This window comes from Pseudoalteromonas sp. Isolate6, assembly GCF_022398435.1.
Lineage (GTDB): Bacteria > Pseudomonadota > Gammaproteobacteria > Enterobacterales > Alteromonadaceae > Pseudoalteromonas > Pseudoalteromonas galatheae.
Window position 1 is genome coordinate 1 of sequence record NZ_JAKEVK010000032.1, and the last position, 16,869, is coordinate 16,869.

The following is a 16,869-nucleotide window of genomic DNA, read 5'->3' on the forward strand; positions in this document are numbered from 1 at the left end:
TTATAAAAGTTTACTTTTGATAACAAAGAGATAGTTATCGATTAATCCGAACAATACAGCTATTTTGATATAAAAATAAAATACATTGTTTGATTTTCAGCTATTAATCCACCTTTTCAACAAGTTATGTAACTTGCCTTGATACTTTACATCATCAATCTTATTGAAAGCAGAAAATTTAAGCAAATTGGGGTGATTTCGACTATGGTTTTCTGGTAAAATCTGCGCCTAATTTTTTCTAAGTGAATTTGCAATGGGTAAAAACGTCGTTGTATTAGGCACCCAATGGGGTGACGAAGGTAAAGGTAAAGTAGTTGACCTACTTACAGATAAGGCTTCTTTAGTTGTTCGCTACCAAGGCGGACACAATGCTGGCCATACACTAGTAATTAACGGTGAGAAAACGGTACTACACTTGATCCCATCAGGTGTACTACGCGAAGACGTTAAATGTGTAATTGGTAATGGTGTAGTACTTGCACCAGATGCACTAATGAAAGAAATCCACATGCTTGAAGCGCGTGGCGTTCCTGTACGTGAGCGCCTATTGATCAGCGAAGCATGTCCTTTGATCTTGCCTTACCACGTTGCACTAGACCAAGCGCGTGAATTAGCGCGTGGTGAAAAAGCCATTGGTACAACTGGCCGTGGTATTGGTCCTGCGTACGAAGATAAGGTTGCACGTCGTGGTTTACGTGTTGGTGATCTTTTCAACCCAGAGCAATTTGCTGCGAAGCTTAAAGAAGTACTAGAGTTCCACAACTTCGCCTTGGTTAACTACTACAAAGTAGACCCGGTAGACTTCCAGAAGACATATGATGATGCAATGGAAGTAGCAAAAGTACTTAAGTCAATGATTGTTGACGTTACTGAGCTACTTGATCAAGCGCGTAATGCTGGCGACCATATCCTATTTGAAGGTGCGCAAGGTACATTACTTGATATTGACCACGGTACTTACCCGTACGTAACCTCATCAAACACGACGGCAGGTGGTGTTGCGACTGGTGCTGGTTTTGGTCCTCTACACTTAGATTACGTTTTAGGTATTGTTAAAGCTTACACAACTCGTGTTGGTTCAGGTCCTTTCCCTACAGAGCTTTACGACGGTCAAGACAAGCAAGACCCAGTTGGCAAGCATTTAGGTGAGAAAGGCAATGAGTTTGGTGCAACAACTGGTCGTTTACGTCGTACAGGTTGGTTTGATGCTGTGGCAATGCGCCGTGCAGTTCAAATCAACAGCATCAGTGGTTTCTGCTTAACTAAACTAGACGTACTTGATGGTCTAGAAAAAGTAAAAATCTGTACTGGTTACCAGTTAGAAGACGGCACAGTGACCAATGTGACTCCACTTGCTGCTGAAGGCTACGAGAAAGTAACTCCGGTATACGAAGAAATGCCTGGCTGGAGCGAAAACACCTTTGGTGCAACTTCAGTTGAGCAGCTTCCAGAAGCCGCTATCAACTATATCAAGCGCCTAGAAGAAATCACTGGCGTGCCAATTGATATCATCTCAACAGGTCCAGACCGCGTTGAGACAATGATTGTTCGCAACCCTTTTGCTGAATAATCCAGCTGTCGATTGATAAAGAAAGAAGCTGCTACGGCAGCTTTTTTTGTGTCTATTACCCTACAAGTTTTTGTCTTCCTGCCGATAAATAAGCGAATGTTTGCTCATATGATAAAATTAGACTGCGCTTTGGCGTAAATAATGCTTAATCATATTTGAGTGTCGATGTTGCTGCAGAGCAAGTAAGTTGCTTTTGTAGCCTGCTATAGTTAAATAATCAGCTTTACTTTGATGGGTCTTCGATGAATTACTTACTTCGTTATTTTGCAGCTACAGCATTGAGTGTTTCCTTAAGTCTCAGTATACAGAGCAAAGTATCTGCCGAAGAGGCAATCGAAGCTGTGCCTTTATACACGCAGCAAGAGCTATTAGCGCTGATTGAAAAAAATCAACACCTCGCTCGGGTTAAGGCGGATGAGTGTCAGTTAGTTAAAGATATTGAAGCGCGTGCTGAAATTATGGCGCTGCCTTCGTATCAATTTCTCTATGGTGACATGCTAGCTTATGCCGTGTGTGTAGACAGAAATGTTGAACTCGGTCTTTATTATATGAAAAGGGCGGCAGAGCAGGGCCTTGCGGCGGCGCTTGAGCAATTAGGTCGTTACTATGATGTTGGCCAGTTGGTGCAAGAAGATAAAGCAATGGCGGTAACCTATCTTAGAGAGGCCGCAGCACTTGGTAACTTAAATGCTCAATTAAGGCTTGTAGATGTGTTTAATCAAGGTCATGGCAGTCCTAGAGACTATGAAGATGCCTATCGATGGCTGTTCCATTCCGCAGTTGCTGATAAAAAGCTACATAAGCGAATTCAGGTAGCACTAGGGGAGTTGGCAAATAAAATGCCAGATAGCGTGGTGAAGCGCGCTAGGTTGCCTATATAGCCTGAGCTTAGGTTAACTCCGTCGGGTCAATAGATATTACTTTCAGCAGGTTGTGAGTGGAAAGTAAAAGCGGCGTGATTTACGCCGCTTAGCTTGCTTCTAAATAAGGCTCGTACGCTTGTTTATTGCTGATCCAAATCTCAGGTTAAGTGATTTGCTGGCTGCTAAGCTTTGCACCAATTTGGCCTTCTTTATTGGCGTTTGGATCTTTAAGCACCGTTAACTTAGGCGGTTGTAACGCTAATACGCGATCGCCTTCTTCTGGTAGCCTTTTCATGTCAGAGGTAAATGGGCGGATCAACAAAGGCTCTTCATCTTTGTTCTGCTCTGTGAGTACAAACAGTGGGATTGCTTCACTGTTAACCTCTTTATACTGTTCCCATTTAAACTCTTCTGAGATCCGAGTTACGCTTACTTTGCCGCCCTTTGCCATCATGCTGCTTAGCTTGGCGTAATTACCTTCGTCACCAAACAAGATTTGGCGAGAAAGAAAAGTAGCACTATCTTTGTTCGCCTTAGCATGGTTAGTGGATGATTTGAGCGAATAAACACACTGATCACCAAGTAAGTGAGAAAAGTATTGTACACCTAATGCGTTGTGGTGGCGGTTAGGTGAAAGCGCTAAGACCGATTTTAGGCTGGTCAACGGCAGGTAACGTTCTGCATGTTCCGACTGTGGATTACCATAGTAACAAGGCAGCCCGTCCATTCTTGCCATTTTGCAGTTTTCCCATGCGGGATCGGATAGGTAAACATCAACATTTTGATCTTTTAAGCCCTTAGCAACCGCTCTTGCTACATGATTTGCACCAATAATGAGTAAGGTATTGGGTTTTGGTTGACGAACTCCTAAAAGACGCGCGAAAGGCGTTGCCGTTAGGCTTTGTAATACTACCGTAATGATGATAACGGTGAAAATGAGTGGCACCATTTTATCCGCATCTGCGATTTGTGATTTTGTCATACTCAACGCAAAAACTGAGCCAACGGCTGCAGCAACAATGCCTCGAGGAGCTATCCAGCTTAACAGAATACGAGACTTTATCGGTAAGTCAGTGTTGAACGTCGATAAGAATATCGACAGTGGTCGAGCAATAAACAATACTACCGCGAGAAAGATAAAGACGTCGGTGTCTAGTAGCATTAAATCTTCTAGCTTGAGTCGTGCCGCGAGTAAGATAAATAAGCTCGAAATCAGGATCATTGAAAGATCTTCTTTAAACTCCAACACTGAATCGATTTCCAAGTCGTCTTGGTTCGCGAGCCAAATACCAAAGATGGTCACGGCTAGTAAACCCGACTCATGGCTCAGATGATTCGATAGCGTAAAGCTAAACAACACTAGCGCTAAAATGGCGAATTTGTGAAGCTCGAAAGGAAGCCACTCTTTTCTTATTAGGTATGTGGTTAGGTAACCTGATGCGACACCAATACTGATCCCAACACCAAGGGTTGATACTAGCGCCCACAAGGTGTGACTAAAGATACCTTCGCCACCGACTAAAGAGACAGCTTCAAATACAAGTACGGCAAAGAGTGCACCAATTGGGTCTATGACTATACCTTCCCAACGTAAAATACGATCTATGTCTTTGTCTGGGCGCATTGCGTTCAGCATTGGAGCAATAACCGTTGGACCGGTCACCACAAGTACGGCTCCCAAAACAGCGGCAACTTGCCAGTTAAGTTCCAGCACGAAAATAGCGGTCGTTGCTATCACTGCAAAGGTTGCCAGCATCCCGATAGAACAGAGATTACGTACGACCTTGCCAATCCCTTTGAGTTCTTTAAAGTGTAGGGTTAGCGAGCCTTCAAAGAGAATAACTGCAACGGAAAGCGAGACGACGGGAAAGAGTAAATCCCCGAGTAAGGCATCTGGGTCCAGCGTGCCGCTAAACGGTCCCAAAGCAAGGCCAATAAGAAGTAAAAACAAAATTGCTGGAACCTTAAAGGCCCAAGCAAGCCATTGTGCTATTACAGAACATACTGCAATACCTGCAATGTAGATTGCTGACATAGATTCTCCCCGGTTGGATTATCCCAACATTTTTATCAGTATAGCTAGCATCCTGTTATAACACAGCGCGAATGAGGGTAAAGTGAATAAATTACTGAAAATAAGCTATTATAAAATTGATTTATGGTGGTCATAAATAATTAACATGGGATAGGGTTGCAATCTTACCCGAGCTTAAGTTAAGGTAATAAGCGTTCAAGGCGTGGAGTAAGTCGCGCCGTCATTCACAATCTACTCATTACGCAATTATTCATTGCGGTACAGCCTTTCCGGCCGCACCAAACCATGGTGGCCCTGTTGGAAACGGCTCGACGTCAAGGGTTAAGTACTTGATGTCACAATCAATCTTCTATTAGTGAAATGTCAGCCAGTTAACGATCGTTACTGTGTCTGGGTTTAGCATGTGTGGCGACATGATGGGACTAAGGTCTTCGCCGTCGCACGTCTGTTTGTTTTATCTATTTGCCGACTTTTTGGTCGATGCATTGCGCTTTCTGTTGTCTTCTAATAGGAGATATTTGGAGTACCAACTCGTGAGTGGGTGGTTAATTTAATGCAGGAATTTATGTCGATGAAACAGTCAAAACGTATTGTAATCAAGATCGGGAGTGCGCTAATCGCGCCAGAGCAAGATGGGTGTCGATCCCGCTATTTACTCAGCATTGCGCAATTCATCGTGCGTTGTCGAGCCCGTGGTATCGAAGTGATCCTCGTCTCTTCTGGTTCAGTCGCAGCAGGGTCGCACTTATTTCCAAACGCAGAGCAGCCTAGCATTGCGGTGAAAAAAGCGATGGCGGCAGCTGGCCAAACCGAGATGATGGCTACGTGGGACCGTTTCTTCGACTTCCCGTCGGCGCAGATATTGCTGACTCACGGCGACCTACGTGATAGAGAGCGATACACCAGTATTCGTGAAACAATATTCACTTTACTCGATCATGGAATACTGCCTATTATCAATGAAAATGACACCGTGACCACAGACGACCTGAAGGTGGGTGATAACGATAATTTATCAGCCATGGTCGCTGGGGCAGCTGATGCTGATGGGCTAATTATTTGTTCTGATGTTAGCGGTTTATATAACAAAAATCCTAATTTACACGCTGACGCAGAGCTGATTTCAGAGGTAACTGAGATCACCGAAGAAATCTACGATATGGCAGGTTGTCCAACGAGTAAGGTTGGCACCGGTGGTATGAAGACCAAAATCGAAGCCGCTGAAAAGGCGACCTCTCACGGTATAGATACCTATATTGTTAACGGCTTCGAGGAAACGACCTTTGAATTGTTGTTGGCGGGGAAAAACCCTGGGACTGTATTTACTGCTTATGATAAACCGATGCAAGAAGCGGTGCATTGGATGACTCACACAGCCTCTGAGCAGGGAGAGCTAGTTGTAGACAGCGATTACGGTTCTAGTGAAAACCAAGTCGTGGGTCAGTTAAGTGGTGATGAAATCACTGAAGTAAAAGGTGAATTTTCTGTTGGTGATACCATACTCGTAAGAAGTAAAGATGGGAAGCGATTAGCAAAAGCGACCACCAATTACAGTAGCTGCCTGCTGAACTTTTTAACTGAACATGAAGAGAGTCCGATCAGCGAAAAAATTCAAGATAGTATCGGACCCGTTATTTCAGAACAAGATATAGCTTTATTGGAGAAGTCATAAGACATGAGTTTAATTACAGATATTTCATCACAGGCTGCAAAAGCGGCGAAACAGTTAGCACTATTAACTACAGAGCAAAAAAACGCTGTTTTAGCAGATATGGCGAAAGGGATCCGCGAAAGCAGCGAAGCGATTATTAGAGCCAATGAAGCTGATTTAGCTGCTGCTCGTGATAACCAGCTTAGCGACGCTATGATTGATAGGTTAACGCTTAACCAAGCGCGAATTGAAAGCATGGCAGAAGGTATTGAAACTATCATTCAACTGGACGACCCAGTAGGGGCACGCAGAGACATGGGCGTAAGACCAAATGGCATTAAAATCAGCAAAATGCGAGTGCCACTTGGTGTTGTTTGCATGATTTATGAGGCGCGCCCCAATGTCACCGCCGACGCCGGTGCGCTGTGTTTTAAATCTGGTAATGGCGTTATTTTACGTGGTGGTAAAGAAGCACTAGCGAGTTCTTTAGAAATCGCAAAAGCGATGCATAGAGCGCTTGAAAAACATAACTTACCTGCCGCGTTGGTTTCTGTTATTCCAGATCCAGATCGTGCATTGCTAATGGAGCTGATGCAGCAAAAAGAGTATATCGACCTTATCATCCCACGTGGCGGTGAGGGTCTAATCAATTTCGTTACTGAGAATAGTACGGTGCCAGTGATCCAGCATTTTAAAGGCGTGTGTCACTTATATATAGATAAAGCGGCCGATCTCGATAAAGCAATGGCGCTTCTATTAAATGGTAAAACGCAGCGCACTGGTGTATGTAATGCGCTTGAAGGGTTAATTGTTCATCAAGATATTGCTTCGACTTTTTTACCGAAAGTTGCTGCCGCGTTGGCTGAACGAGGTGTAAAAATCAATGCATGTAAGCAAACCGTGGCTTACTTCGATAATGCTGTTGAGTTAAGCGATGATGAGTTTGGCGAGGAATACTTGAGCCTTGAAATTGCGGTTCGTCAGGTTGCTGATTTTAATGCAGCGCTTGCACATATAGATCGCTTTGGTAGTCACCACACCGAAGTTATCTGTACAGAAGACGAGGCTGCTGCGGACTTGTTCCAACGCGGTGTAGATGCTTCTGTCGTGATGGTTAACGCCTCTTCACGCTTTAGTGATGGTTCAGCGTTAGGCCTAGGTGCCGAAATTGGTATTGCGACAACCAAATTACACGCTTACGGGCCAATGGGCTTGGAGTCGCTAACAACAGAAAAGTTTTTAGTGAATGGTGAAGGCCAAATAAGAGAGTAATGAAGTTATCCAGCTTGGGTATGTGGGGTCTTACTCAGTAGTAGACACAGAATGACATAAGTAACTGCAAAGCTCGGGTCGAAAGATTTGGGCTTTTTTCTTTTCTATTTATTAGGGGGCATTTTGTAAGAAGTAAGAAGTAAGAAGTAAGAAGAGCAGAAAGTGGTGGAGCTAAGCAGGATCGAACTGCTGACCTCCTGCGTGCAAGGCAGGCGCTCTCCCAGCTGAGCTATAGCCCCACATTCCGTCTCTAGACGATGCAAAATCTAATCACTTTTTATATTCTCGTCAACCCCTGACAAAAAATTTCGCTATTTTTTTATAGTCTTTGTTACACTGAACTGAAAATTAAACGACTTAAGAGAATTATGGTTCTGCGTTATCTTTTTGTTATTGCCATTGTTGGGCTACTTGCGAGCTGTGCATCACAGCCTGATGAGCCTGAACTCATTATCGAAAAACAATCTTTTCATAAGCGTCTTTCGCCAACTGGCGATAAAGAATTTGCTTTCATTGTAACGGTACAAGCAACACCTCGAATGGAGTTAGATTCAAGTAAGCCAATATCAAGAAGAGAGCTAAAACGTTTTGCGGAGTTTGAACGTATTGAGGACTCCCCCTCTCTAAAACTCAAGCTAGAAGAGCAAGCCGTCGCTTTATTAAAACCGGCGTTGCTTGAGGCGAACTACTGTAAGGCAGGTCATAAAATTACCGATGTATACTGGCGACAGCGTAGCGTTCAGTTACGAGGCAGGTGTTTGTGATCAGAAATAATCCGAGTGCACTTGCAGAGCTGCTCGCTCAGCTAGATATCAGTTATCTCAATTATGAGCATCCACCTTTACATACTTGTCTAGAAGCTGACAATTTAAAGTTAGAGAGAAAAGGGACGCGGCTGAAAAACCTCTTCCTCCGAGATAACTATGGAAAGCGACACTTTCTTTTTATTATTCCTGCAGATAAGCAAGTCGATCTAAAAGCGCTGTCTAAATCTCAAGGGGTGTCGCGTTTAGGTTTTGCATCGACGGACAGGTTAGCAAAGTATTTAGGAGTGGAACAAGGCTGTGTATCAGCACTCACACTGCATAACGACAGTGAGCAACGAGTCGAATTATGGCTTGATAGTGAACTGCAATCTGCGCACTTATGGCAGTGTCATCCCCTAGTGAATACTAAAACTTGGGTGTTAACGCTCGAAGATTTAAAGCGCTTTTGGCAAGTCACTGGACACTCACCTCACTGGGTTGACTGTATTTCTCAAACTCAGAACTAAGCCGACTGTACAAACGATAAAAAGTGACGCACAAAACCAAGCGATACCAGCTTGCTCATAAATCAAACCCGGAAGGTAAGAACCCAGCACGCCTCCGGAATAATAAAATGAAACATAAGCGCCATTGGTGACGGTTGCTGGAGCCTGACTAATACTGTTGGCTAATGGTGCTGCGGTTGAATGGATCACAAACATACAGGCGCAGAATAGCGTAAATAAGGCCACAAAAAAGAATACAGACGCCACGGGTAATAGCGCAATGGTTGTAGCATAGATGAAGAACATCACAGCTAAAAATCGCCAGGTAGAATGAAATTTACTTTGTAGCCAAGGTGTAACGATGGACCCTAAAGCACCAACTAAGTAGCCTGTATAGACCCAGCCCACTTTACTGGGATCAGTTAAATTAAAGTCGTACTTGAGTATAAAAGGTAAAAAGTTGAGTAGTCCCGCGAAGCAGAAAAACATACAAAATACTGAGCTGTATAATCTCACTAGGCGTGATTGCTTGAGTGGTGTTAGGTAGTCCCTGATCCTTGTCGCGTGAATTATTGGTGGTTTGTTCTTGCTGGCTCGAATGCTAAATGCCAGCATAATTAATAACAATGCGTTTAGGTAATAGAAACTTTGCCACTCAAACCAGACCGTAAAGTTGGCCGCAAGTGTACGGCCAAAATAACCTCCGGCTATGCTACTTCCGATGTACAAGCTCATGTTTCTTTTCAACTGCGAGCCACTGAATTGTTGGCCGATATAACCTGTCATTGCAGTGAGTGCTGCAGGTAATAATAGCCCTTGAATTAACCGGATAAACAATAGCCCTGAAAATGAAGTCATTGAAGCAAATGCTAAACTGCTGAGTGCCAAAAGCAGCATGGTCCACTTTAAAATGCGTAGTGGATTGGACCTTGCTAGCAATAATCCGTAGCAGATTGGTGCGATAGCCAGAGGTAGCATAGTTGCTGACATCAGCATGCCTGCATCTGACGCTGACACACTAAATTGCTCCGCAAACTCAGCCAGCAGCGGCTGCGGTGCGTAAAGCACAAAGAAAATGGTAACGGAGCAGAGCAATAGGTGTATGACAGGCATTAAGCAATAAGGCTTTTAATTTCGATGAGTTAGCTTAAATTAAAGCAAACTAGATGACAATTTTTTGCGCTAAATCACGATGCGCAGCAATAATTTTGGTAGTTTTATATTAGATTGGCTGATTCCTCTCTGGTCAATCGAAATTGCTGAGTTAAAATAGTGAAAAGTCTATTTTACGGAGTTGCATGATGGGTTCACTGCAAGATCAGTTACTAAAAGCAGGTCTAACAACTGAGCACAAAGCGAAAGTTGCAAAAACACAAAAGCGTAAACAGCAGAAGAAAAAGAAAAAGGGCGCAACGAGCGACCAAACGGACCTTCAAAAACATATTGAGCAAACAAAGCTCGAGCAGCAAAAGCGTGCCGAAGAGCTAAATAAGGCGAAGCAAGAAACGCTAAAAGACAAAGAGCAAATTGCTCGCGTGAAGCAGATCTTAGAACATCATAACCAAGATGAGATCCGCGGCAATGTGACCTTTAACTTCACATACCAAAATAAGGTGAAGGAGTTAGAAGTTAATTCCGAAACACAAAAAGCGCTATCAAAGGGGCGTTTAGCGATTTGTGTGTTAGAAGAGCAGTTCTACGTACTACAAGATGAACCTGCTAGAAAGATTGCAGAGGTAGACGAAAAATATATCGTTTTCCATGTCGAGGACAATCAGCAAGGTGATGAGGATGACCCTTACGCTGACTTTGAAGTCCCAGATGATTTGATGTGGTAGTGATTAGGCTTTAGGTCACACTTTAGTCTACACTGACTTACAACGTTAACCGTCAATAAAAAGAGTAATGATATGAGCAAGATGAAAAAACTACTAGTAGGGACTACGGTGGCAATTTGCGCACTAGGTTCAGCAAGTTCAATAGCTGCAGATGGTAAAGCATTATATACAGCAAAGCTGTGTCAAACCTGCCATGGTGCAGAAGGTAAAGCACCAATCATGCCTCTGTATCCAAAGCTAAATGGTCAAAATAAAGAGTATTTAGCGGCGCAGATGAAAGACATCAAATCAGGTAAACGTAATAACGGTATGTCAGCAGCGATGAAAGCGATGGTCGCTAATGTCACTGACGCTGAAATCGATGCGATTGCAGAGTATTTATCTAAAGTTGAATAACGTCAAAATTAGATATCAAAGATAATAAAAACCACCGTTCGCGGTGGTTTTTAGTTGAAGATATAATCAAGCTATTTTAGACTTCTATACATCTAAATGTGGAGTCAATAAGGGATCCCCATGTTCGAATTACCTCAGTTAAATTTAAAAGACAAAGTAAGCGCAGAAGAATGGCAACTGCGTGTTGACCTTGCCGCTTGCTATCGATTGGTTGAGCACTTTCGTTGGGGAGATCTAATTTATACGCATATGTCAGCGCGTTTACCGGGTACGGATCATTATTTAGTCAACGCCTTTGGTCTGACCTTTGATGAAGTCACCGCTTCTAATTTAGTGAAGGTCGATCTTGAAGGGAATATTCTTGATGATACGCCATTTCAGATAAATCCGGCGGGCTTTACCATTCACAGTGCAATCCACGAGGTGCGAGAAGATGCGCATTGCGTTATTCACCTCCATACTAAAGAAACGATTGCAGTCGCGAGTGTAGAATGTGGTTTATTGCCTTTGAGTCAGCATAGCATGTTCTCTTTACCCTCACTTTCATATCACGGCTATGAAGGTTTAGCGGTGAATATGGATGAGAAAAAGCGGCTGCAGGATGATTTAGGTACAACTAATCACATGCTGCTGGTGAACCATGGTGGTTTAACTGTTGGACCAACGGTCGGCGATGCCTTTATGCGTTTTTATGACTTACAGCGTGCATGTGAAATTCAAGTTGCGATTCAAGCAACGGGGCAACAAGCCGTACCTGTACCACAACCTATCATTGATAACATTTATAACCAAGCGAATGTCGTGCATAGCGGTAGCACCGGTGGTCAATTAGCATGGCCTGCAATGCTTCGTAAAGCTTACCGCCTAGATCCAAGCTTTGCTCAATAGGAGTCAACATGAAAGTTAATCGCGTCGAAGTCTTCGATATTCATTGTCCAGATAGACCTGCTTGGACACCTGTTTTTGTGCGTATTCACACCGATGAAGGTATTTCAGGAGTAGGTGAAGCAGGGCTTGCATACGACCTCGGCCACAGCGCTGCGGCCAGTATGATTAAAGAAATGGCTGAAGCCTTTTTGATTGGCCATGACCCTTTTCAAACTGAGTTGCTCTGGTCCCGTATGCTCAGAGAAAGCTTCTGGGGTTTAGGTGGCGGGCCTGTGGTATATGCGGCGATGTCGGCAATAGATACTGCGCTTTGGGATATTAAAGGTAAAGCCTTAAACCTACCTGTTTATCAATTGCTTGGTGGTAAAGTGAACCCTGAGCTTCGCACCTATGCCTCGCAATTACAGTTTGACTGGGACAGCGAGTTTAAAGCATTAGTTCAGCCACACGAATATGCTGAAGCGGCTCACAAAGCCATTGCAGAAGGGTATGATGCGGTTAAAGTTGACCCAATTCAGTATGATAAAGATGGCAACACCTATTACGACAGAACTAAGCTTATCTCGCGCGCGGAAATGAAATTATACCGTGCGAGAATGAAGGCTATTCGTGAAGCGGTAGGTGATGAAGTCGATATTATCTTTGAATGCCACAGCTTACCAGGCGCGACATCAGCCATTCAAATTGCAGACATCGCTGAAGAATTTGATTGTATGTATTATGAAGAGCCGGTGAATTATCTAAACCACTCTTTACATGCAAAGGTAGCCAACAAGACCTCAGTGCCAATCGCTGGTGGTGAACGTTTGTATAACCGCTGGGGTGTTCGCCCTTATTTTGAAGATCAAAGTATTGATGTACTGCAGCCAGATATTGGCCTGTGTGGTGGCTTTACGGAAACCAAGAAGGTATGTGATTACGCCGATATCTTTGATATCCGTATTCAGGCACACGTTTGTGGTGGCCCGGTAGCAACCGCTGCTTCGTTGCACTTGGAAACCGCCATCCCAAACTTCCTGATCCATGAGCACCATACTTACGCAATCAAAAAGTGGAACAGAGAGCTATGCTTGCAAGATCCACAGCCTAAGAACGGTATCTTTAGAGTGTCAGAAGAGCCGGGACTTGGTATTGAGCTAAACGATGAAATCGTAATGCGCTCAGCCCGTGTGGAAATTAAGTAGGTATCCGTCGCTCAACTTAAATAGCTGAGTTTGGAATAACAGCTAGCTCTTACTATTGTTATTCCTAGATTGAATCAGACATGAAAAAACCCAAGCAGTGCTTGGGTTTTTTCATCTAAGCCAGCGCTATTATTTTAGCAATGACTCAGTTAATACCGGGCGAATTTCTTTTACAATCGCTTGGCAAAGCTTAGGTGCGCCACAGATGATGTTGCCGCTACGGTTAAAGTTAGCACCACCTGCAAAGTCTGTAACCATACCACCAGCTTCTTTTACTAGCAGCTCACCAGCTGCTGTATCCCAAGGCTTAAGGCCAATTTCAAAGAAACCATCCATACGACCTGCTGCAACATATGCCATGTCTAAAGCTGCAGAGCCCGCACGGCGGATATCAGCTGTATGAATGAATAATGCTTTGAATGCTTCTAGGTAGGCATCCATGTGGTGCTTTTGCTTGAAAGGGAAACCCGTGGCAAGCACAGTGCCTTGTAATTCAATAGACTTAGACACACGAATACGTTTGTTGTTTAGCTGTGCGCCTTGACCACGAGAAGCGGTAAATAATTCGTCGCGGATTGGATCGTATACAACTGCTTGCTCTACGCGGCCTTTAACTCTTAACGCGATAGAAACAGCATAGTGAGGAATACCTTTAACGAAGTTAGTGGTACCGTCTAGAGGATCGATAACCCAAAGGTAGTCTGCATCTTTGCCTTCGTGGTGACCAAATTCTTCACCAACAATAGCGTGATCAGGGTAAGATTTTAAAATAGTGTCACGAATGATTGATTCCGCATCTTTATCGATGTTTGTAACTAAATCATTAGTGCCTTTTTGAGTAGCTTCAACGCGCGATAAATCTTCACTTGCACGTAGGATAACCTTACCCGCGTTACGCGCAGCGCGTACCGCAATGTTCAACATTGGATGCATAGCATTACCTTTAGGTTGTAAAAGAACAGGATCATTTTGAGCCGGCGTATTCTAGCGGTTTTTTGTCTAAAGTAAATAACCAATTGTAAATTTGTTTGGTTGTTTTTTGTACTTCCTTGCTGCGCAAAGATTTTTAATTTCTGGTTGTGGAGCTTGGAAAAACGCAAATTAGATATGCTACACTGCGCCATTATTTTTGTTTGAGACTCGTGTAAATGGCTTTAGAAGATATTCGAATTGTATTAGTGAACACCTCACACTCTGGCAATATAGGCTCAGTTGCGAGAGCAATGAAGACGATGGGGTTATCTAAGCTTTATTTAGTTGACCCTGCATGTGAAGTGGACAGCCATGCAAGTGCATTGGCGGCTGGCGCAACCGACGTGTTGGGTGCAGCGACTAAAGTCGATACGCTTCAAGAGGCGATTGCTGATTGTGCTTTAACTATTGGCACGAGTGCGCGCTCACGCACTTTGTCGTGGCCAATGGTAGACCCGCGTGAGTGTGCGCAAAAATTGGTTGCTGAGTCGGTGAATGGTCCTGTCGCCCTTGTATTCGGTCGTGAGAATAGCGGCCTAACAAATGAAGAGTTGCAATTGTGCAACTATCACGTATGTATTCCGGCTAATCCTGAGTATAGCTCGCTTAATCTTGCAATGGCAGTGCAAACATTGGCTTACGAAACGCGTATGACTTACTTAGACACGCAACAAAAGCAGCCAGAAGAAGTGGATGAAGCCGTTTACCCTTCATCAAAGCAGATGGAGTTATTTTACGAGCATCTTGAAAATACCTTGAATGACACCGGCTTTATCATTAAGCAGCATCCGGGCATGGTAATGACTAAGCTAAAGCGTTTGTTCAACCGTGCTAGACCGGAAGATCAAGAACTTAATATTCTACGTGGGATCCTAAGTTCAATAGATAAATCTACTGACAAGTAAACCAAACACGATGACAGTATTGGCCAACTCAGTGCGCCAATACTGTTGTATTTCTATTGTCTAAATATTAAACATTCCTTTTGTGAAATCTTGCATAAATCTTCATCACTAATACTTGACTAAAATACTCAGGTAATTACAATGTCCATAATACCTGATTAAATTACTCGGGTATTTTGGGTAGGCATACGAGGGTTGCAGATTTAAAGCCGTTATTATGCTTGGTTAATACTTGACTATCTTAGTCAAGTAATTAAAATTTGCGGCTTGGTAAATTAGCGGGGGTTATGCATGAAACTGACATCAAAAGGCAGATACGCCGTGACAGCAATGTTAGATGTTGCGTTACACGCAAGTATTGGCCCTGTTCCACTGGCAGATATCTCTGAACGACAAGAGATTTCGCTATCTTACCTTGAACAATTATTTGCCCGTCTACGTAAACATGGCTTAGTAAGCTCTGTACGTGGTCCGGGTGGCGGCTACTTATTAGGCCGTGATGCACACACAATTTCCGTTGGTGATGTGATTAGTGCTGTTGACGAGTCCGTTGACGCAACACGTTGTCACGGCGAAGGCGGCGGTTGCCAAAGCGGTATGCGCTGTCTGACTCATTCATTGTGGTCTGACTTAAGTGTGCGAATTGAAGAGTTTTTAAATAATATTTCCCTAGCCGAGTTAGTCGCCGACGCGGATGTTCAATCCGTAGCAACGCGGCAAGATAAGCACGTTAAACGTGTTATCGAGCAATTAGACAATATTCAAGTGAGCTGTCAACTCTAGGTTGACGTCAAGCGGAGAGATAAATGAAATTACCGATATATCTAGATTATGCAGCAACCGCTCCGGTTGATCAGCGTGTTGCAGACGAGATGATGCAGTGCCTGACAATGGATGGTAACTTTGGTAATCCAGCTTCTCGTTCACACCGTTTCGGTTGGCAAGCAGAAGAACTGGTTGATCAGGCGCGTAATGATATCGCTGATTTAATCAACGCTGATCCGCGTGAAATCGTTTTCACATCTGGTGCAACTGAGTCAAACAACCTTGCAATCAAAGGTGCTGCACAGTTCTATAAAAAGAAAGGCAAGCACATCATCACCGTTCGTACAGAGCACAAAGCGGTACTAGACACCTGCCGTGAGCTTGAGCGTCAGGGTTTTGAAGTGACTTATATGGATGTTGAAGATAACGGCTTACTTGACTTGAAAAAGCTTGAAGCAACCATGCGTGAAGACACTGTTCTAGTGAGCGTAATGCACGTTAATAACGAGCTAGGTGTTATTCAAGATATCGCGACTATTGGTGAGATGTGTCGTGAGCGCAAGATCATGTTCCATGTTGATGCAGCGCAAAGTGCTGGCAAGGTACTAATCGACCTACAAACATTAAAAGTAGACTTTATGTCATTTTCTGGCCACAAAGTTTATGGCCCTAAAGGTATCGGTGCATTGTACGTACGCCGTAAGCCACGTGCGCGTTTAGAAGCACAAATGCACGGTGGTGGTCATGAGCGCGGTATGCGTTCAGGTACTCTTGCTACTCACCAAATTGTGGGTATGGGCACAGCATTTAGAATTGCTAAGCAAGACTTTGAAAAAGACCATGCACACATCAGTGCGCTTCGTCAGCGTCTATTGGACGGCCTAATGGATATGGACGAAGTCTATTTTAATGGTGCTATCGACCAATCAGTACCTGGCATTGTAAACATCAGCTTCAACTTTGTTGAAGGTGAAAGTCTACTAATGGCGGTTAAAGACATTGCGGTTTCTTCTGGTTCTGCATGTACATCGGCGAGCTTAGAGCCATCTTATGTACTGCGTGCTCTAGGTCGTAATGACGAATTAGCACACAGCTCAATCCGTTTCAGTATTGGTCGTTTTACGACAGAAGAAGAGATCGATTACACCGTCAACCTTCTTAAGAATTCTATTGGTCGCTTACGTGAGATGTCACCGCTTTGGGAAATGCACCAAGATGGCATCGACTTAGATAGCGTTGAATGGGCACACCATTAAGCAAGTTTTAGCCGCTGGCTGG

At 43.8% G+C, this 16,869-nt stretch carries 16 protein-coding genes and 1 tRNA gene; 13 read left to right on the top strand and 4 right to left on the bottom strand.

The genetic code is table 11. From position 1 onward, the window contains the following. The first annotated feature begins 253 nt into the window (after positions 1-253). Positions 254-1,570 carry an adenylosuccinate synthase gene (locus L1D50_RS06940; protein ID WP_095729680.1) on the top strand — a complete coding sequence of 439 codons (1,317 nt, stop codon included), beginning with the start codon at positions 254-256 and terminating at the stop codon, positions 1,568-1,570. 242 nt (positions 1,571-1,812) lie between these two features. After that, complete coding sequence (locus L1D50_RS06945; protein WP_128727716.1) at positions 1,813-2,451, top strand: SEL1-like repeat protein; 639 nt, start codon at positions 1,813-1,815, stop codon at positions 2,449-2,451. Positions 2,452-2,596: 145 nt separating this feature from the next. Here L1D50_RS06945 and L1D50_RS06950 read toward each other — a convergent pair whose 3' ends face one another. Then, positions 2,597-4,468 carry a sodium:proton antiporter gene (locus L1D50_RS06950; protein ID WP_138524186.1) on the bottom strand — a complete coding sequence of 624 codons (1,872 nt, stop codon included), beginning with the start codon at positions 4,466-4,468 and terminating at the stop codon, positions 2,597-2,599. 571 nt (positions 4,469-5,039) lie between these two features. Here L1D50_RS06950 and proB point away from each other — a divergent pair. Next, the gene (proB, locus tag L1D50_RS06955) at positions 5,040-6,140 is read left to right on the top strand and encodes a glutamate 5-kinase (protein ID WP_128727718.1); all 1,101 of its coding nucleotides are present in this window, start codon (positions 5,040-5,042) and stop codon (positions 6,138-6,140) included. A 3-nt stretch (positions 6,141-6,143) separates the two neighbouring features. Then, positions 6,144-7,391: a glutamate-5-semialdehyde dehydrogenase gene (locus L1D50_RS06960; RefSeq protein WP_128727719.1), complete on the top strand. Its 1,248-nt coding sequence runs from the start codon at positions 6,144-6,146 to the stop codon at positions 7,389-7,391. 163 nt (positions 7,392-7,554) lie between these two features. Here the strand turns inward: L1D50_RS06960 and L1D50_RS06965 are convergent. Next, positions 7,555-7,630, bottom strand: a tRNA-Ala gene (locus L1D50_RS06965). Between the two features lie 129 nt (positions 7,631-7,759). On the opposite strand from L1D50_RS06965, the gene L1D50_RS06970 reads away from it, so the two are divergent. Both L1D50_RS06970 and L1D50_RS06975 read left to right on the top strand, forming a co-directional pair. After that, on the top strand, positions 7,760-8,155 hold the full coding sequence (locus L1D50_RS06970) for a hypothetical protein (protein WP_138524188.1): 396 nt from the start codon (positions 7,760-7,762) through the stop codon (positions 8,153-8,155). Next, a complete protein-coding gene (locus L1D50_RS06975; RefSeq protein ID WP_128727721.1) occupies positions 8,152-8,664 on the top strand; it encodes a prolyl-tRNA synthetase associated domain-containing protein in 513 nt (170 codons plus the stop codon). Before L1D50_RS06970 ends, L1D50_RS06975 begins: the two co-directional genes overlap by 4 nt. Here the strand turns inward: L1D50_RS06975 and L1D50_RS06980 are convergent. Then, on the bottom strand, positions 8,623-9,756 hold the full coding sequence (locus L1D50_RS06980; RefSeq protein WP_128727722.1) for an MFS transporter: 1,134 nt from the start codon (positions 9,754-9,756) through the stop codon (positions 8,623-8,625). The two genes, L1D50_RS06975 and L1D50_RS06980, sit on opposite strands and share 42 nt — an antisense overlap. Positions 9,757-9,944: 188 nt before the next feature. Between L1D50_RS06980 and L1D50_RS06985 the strand changes: the two genes are divergently transcribed. From L1D50_RS06985 to L1D50_RS07000, 4 genes are all read left to right on the top strand, one after another. After that, the gene (locus tag L1D50_RS06985) at positions 9,945-10,481 is read left to right on the top strand and encodes a DUF2058 domain-containing protein (RefSeq protein ID WP_010378951.1); all 537 of its coding nucleotides are present in this window, start codon (positions 9,945-9,947) and stop codon (positions 10,479-10,481) included. A gap of 72 nt (positions 10,482-10,553) precedes the next feature. After that, entirely contained in the window at positions 10,554-10,877 is a 324-nt protein-coding gene (locus tag L1D50_RS06990) for a c-type cytochrome (RefSeq protein WP_128727723.1), read from the top strand. A 120-nt stretch (positions 10,878-10,997) separates the two neighbouring features. Next, on the top strand, positions 10,998-11,765 hold the full coding sequence (locus L1D50_RS06995) for a class II aldolase/adducin family protein (protein ID WP_128727724.1): 768 nt from the start codon (positions 10,998-11,000) through the stop codon (positions 11,763-11,765). Between the two features lie 8 nt (positions 11,766-11,773). Continuing rightward, positions 11,774-12,949 carry a mandelate racemase/muconate lactonizing enzyme family protein gene (locus L1D50_RS07000; protein ID WP_039493039.1) on the top strand — a complete coding sequence of 392 codons (1,176 nt, stop codon included), beginning with the start codon at positions 11,774-11,776 and terminating at the stop codon, positions 12,947-12,949. A gap of 129 nt (positions 12,950-13,078) precedes the next feature. Here the strand turns inward: L1D50_RS07000 and suhB are convergent, their stop codons facing one another. After that, a complete protein-coding gene (gene suhB / locus L1D50_RS07005; RefSeq protein WP_099643970.1) occupies positions 13,079-13,882 on the bottom strand; it encodes an inositol-1-monophosphatase in 804 nt (267 codons plus the stop codon). 215 nt (positions 13,883-14,097) lie between these two features. Between suhB and trmJ the strand changes: the two genes are divergently transcribed. The 3 genes from trmJ (at position 14,098) to L1D50_RS07020 (ending at position 16,847) form a co-directional block, all read left to right on the top strand. After that, positions 14,098-14,826 (top strand): tRNA (cytosine(32)/uridine(32)-2'-O)-methyltransferase TrmJ, encoded by a 729-nt coding sequence (gene trmJ / locus L1D50_RS07010; RefSeq protein ID WP_239965777.1) that lies wholly within the window; start codon positions 14,098-14,100, stop codon positions 14,824-14,826. 291 nt (positions 14,827-15,117) lie between these two features. Continuing rightward, a complete protein-coding gene (iscR, locus tag L1D50_RS07015; RefSeq protein ID WP_128727726.1) occupies positions 15,118-15,609 on the top strand; it encodes a Fe-S cluster assembly transcriptional regulator IscR in 492 nt (163 codons plus the stop codon). Positions 15,610-15,632: 23 nt separating this feature from the next. Next, a complete protein-coding gene (locus L1D50_RS07020) occupies positions 15,633-16,847 on the top strand; it encodes an IscS subfamily cysteine desulfurase (RefSeq protein ID WP_010378962.1) in 1,215 nt (404 codons plus the stop codon). Positions 16,848-16,869 lie beyond the last annotated feature (22 nt).

What these genes read in the sequence shown, in the direction of transcription:
- L1D50_RS06990 (WP_128727723.1), top strand. Translation starts at nt 10,554, where the DNA reads ATGAGCAAGATGAAAAAACTACTAGTAGGGACTACGGTGGCAATTTGC.
- L1D50_RS07020 (WP_010378962.1), top strand. Translation starts at nt 15,633, where the DNA reads ATGAAATTACCGATATATCTAGATTATGCAGCAACCGCTCCGGTTGAT.
- L1D50_RS06950 (WP_138524186.1), bottom strand. Translation starts at nt 4,468, where the DNA reads ATGTCAGCAATCTACATTGCAGGTATTGCAGTATGTTCTGTAATAGCA.
- L1D50_RS06940 (WP_095729680.1), top strand. Translation starts at nt 254, where the DNA reads ATGGGTAAAAACGTCGTTGTATTAGGCACCCAATGGGGTGACGAAGGT.
- L1D50_RS06980 (WP_128727722.1), bottom strand. Translation starts at nt 9,756, where the DNA reads ATGCCTGTCATACACCTATTGCTCTGCTCCGTTACCATTTTCTTTGTG.
- L1D50_RS06945 (WP_128727716.1), top strand. Translation starts at nt 1,813, where the DNA reads ATGAATTACTTACTTCGTTATTTTGCAGCTACAGCATTGAGTGTTTCC.
- L1D50_RS07000 (WP_039493039.1), top strand. Translation starts at nt 11,774, where the DNA reads ATGAAAGTTAATCGCGTCGAAGTCTTCGATATTCATTGTCCAGATAGA.
- suhB (WP_099643970.1), bottom strand. Translation starts at nt 13,882, where the DNA reads ATGCATCCAATGTTGAACATTGCGGTACGCGCTGCGCGTAACGCGGGT.
- proB (WP_128727718.1), top strand. Translation starts at nt 5,040, where the DNA reads ATGAAACAGTCAAAACGTATTGTAATCAAGATCGGGAGTGCGCTAATC.
- trmJ (WP_239965777.1), top strand. Translation starts at nt 14,098, where the DNA reads ATGGCTTTAGAAGATATTCGAATTGTATTAGTGAACACCTCACACTCT.
- iscR (WP_128727726.1), top strand. Translation starts at nt 15,118, where the DNA reads ATGAAACTGACATCAAAAGGCAGATACGCCGTGACAGCAATGTTAGAT.
- L1D50_RS06970 (WP_138524188.1), top strand. Translation starts at nt 7,760, where the DNA reads ATGGTTCTGCGTTATCTTTTTGTTATTGCCATTGTTGGGCTACTTGCG.
- L1D50_RS06985 (WP_010378951.1), top strand. Translation starts at nt 9,945, where the DNA reads ATGGGTTCACTGCAAGATCAGTTACTAAAAGCAGGTCTAACAACTGAG.
- L1D50_RS06995 (WP_128727724.1), top strand. Translation starts at nt 10,998, where the DNA reads ATGTTCGAATTACCTCAGTTAAATTTAAAAGACAAAGTAAGCGCAGAA.
- L1D50_RS06960 (WP_128727719.1), top strand. Translation starts at nt 6,144, where the DNA reads ATGAGTTTAATTACAGATATTTCATCACAGGCTGCAAAAGCGGCGAAA.